2 protein-coding genes are annotated in these 1,853 nt (G+C 65.6%); both read right to left on the reverse strand.

What is annotated here, in order from left to right; genetic code table 11:
• Positions 1-305: 305 nt before the first annotated feature.
• Positions 306-1,013 carry an NUDIX domain-containing protein gene (locus BJF79_RS39005; RefSeq protein WP_083734568.1) on the reverse strand — a complete coding sequence of 236 codons (708 nt, stop codon included), beginning with the start codon at positions 1,011-1,013 and terminating at the stop codon, positions 306-308.
• A 227-nt stretch (positions 1,014-1,240) separates the two neighbouring features.
• A complete protein-coding gene (locus BJF79_RS39010; RefSeq protein ID WP_075904960.1) occupies positions 1,241-1,567 on the reverse strand; it encodes a MazG nucleotide pyrophosphohydrolase domain-containing protein in 327 nt (108 codons plus the stop codon).
• Positions 1,568-1,853: the final 286 nt, after the last annotated feature.

The following is a 1,853-nucleotide window of genomic DNA, read 5'->3' on the forward strand; positions in this document are numbered from 1 at the left end:
ATCGGCCTGCAGTTCTCCTACAGCTACTCCAGCCCCGCCCAACTCGGCGACCGCAAAGACGCCTTCGAACACGACCTACGGGAAGCACTTACCGATTTCGCGCCCGTCGGCACGTTCGACGAAGTCGTCCGTACCGAAGCCATCATCGCCACCCGCCCCTGAAAGGGGGTTGTCCTACCGTTCAGGCACGGGTCTGGAGCCGGCAATTCGTAGGATCGGCTGGCCTGGAGCTCGGTATGGCTGCTACAGGTCATGGCGCAGCCTGGTTTCGCGGCAGCGCTGGAGCAGGCCAGCCCCACCTTGAATCAGGTCCAGCCATGCACGCTGAACGCCTCACCACGTGTGATCGCGGTGAGAGCCAGCGCGCAGTGAGGGATCACGTCGTCTGGGGGGCGTTCGGGATTGATCCACACTGCCTCCGACGCCTTGTCTGGTTCGGCGGCGTGGGGCTCGCCCTCCCAGCGGCGGAAGCAGAACCAGTAGTCGCTGACCGCATGGCATTGCCCAGGCAACGTCGCCGAAGTGCGGTGCATGACGTGGGAGAACTGGGCGTCCTCGCGGCGTAGGCGCACGCCGGTCTCCTCGGTGGCCTCGCGGATCGCGGCCGCCAAGACGTCTTCGCCTGGCTCGATCCGCCCTGCGGGTGGGCAGAGCCAGCCGTCGGCGTACCCGGTGTTGTAGCGGCGCAGCATCAGCACCTGACCGTCCTGGCGCTGCAGCAGGATATGGGGCGCAACGAAGGACCCGTACCAGCCGTCAGCGGCGGCTTCCACTCTGGCCGGCGGGGCGGCGACCGCGCGGGCGGAGACGATCCCGAGCCGCTCGGCCATGTGCCGTTCAGCCTGTTGGGCGCCGCCCGCCAGATCGACCATGGGCACCGCGGCGGCCAGCATGACATCGGCCAGCTCGTCAAGGACGTCTGTCCTGGTCTTGTGGACGCCCTTGCGCGGGTTGCCGCCGGTCATCCCGATGTAGGCTTCCGCGACCTCGCCGACCTCTTCGGCGACCTTCAAGACGAGGGTCTGTGTCGGTACATCAGCCAGATAACCAGCACGGATGCGGGCGCTATCGGCCCAGAAGCCTCGGCAGGGTTCAGCGAACTCAGCGGTTGTCACTCTGCCGAGCCTAGGAGCTACGGAAGCGCCTCGTCTCGGTTTCGAACGTCCGATCGAGTGACCGAAGGGCCCAACATCACCGCGCTGCCAGAACCGCACCCCTGAAGCTGATCTGCAAAGCGGGTTCAGGACTGGCGTTCGTTGGCGAGCGTCTCGTCGGTCTTGACCAAAACCCCGTTGTCGGTGCGCCGATAGGTGCGGGCGGCGTTCTTGGCGAGCTTGGCCTCGACTGCGCTGTCGAGGTCGATGCCGCGCATCTCAGCGATGCTGACGAGAAACAGGAGAGTGTCGGCGAGTTCTTCGCCGAGGTGGTCGGGGTCCTTGCGGGCGGCCTCGAACGCCTCCGACAACTCCGCGTGCGCGAGCGCGAACTCCAACGCCAGGTCCGTGGTGTTGAAGCCTTTGGAGATCTTGTTGTCCCAGGTCAGCTTCTGGATGTCACGCAGCTGCATCGGGTCCCCTCGAGTGCTTGTGGTGCTCTCGGTGTGGTTGGGGACCGACCCTACCGGCGCTGTCATCTGCGAGGTTAGGGGATCGATGAGTTGGGCTGACGGAGGAGGTTCAGGCGGCGCGGGCGGGGCTGATGGTCAGGCTGGCGGCGTGCGTTGTGAGGTTGGCGAAGACATCGTGGTAGCCGTTCACAAGCGCGGTGAGGTGGGAGTGAGGGGCCACGCGTTTTCCGGACAGCTTCTTCATGGGTGATCTGCGGGCAGATCTACGCTGCTTGCTGCCGATCCA

The sequence above is a fragment of the Actinomadura sp. CNU-125 genome (genome assembly GCF_001942465.1).
GTDB lineage: Bacteria > Actinomycetota > Actinomycetes > Streptosporangiales > Streptosporangiaceae > Spirillospora.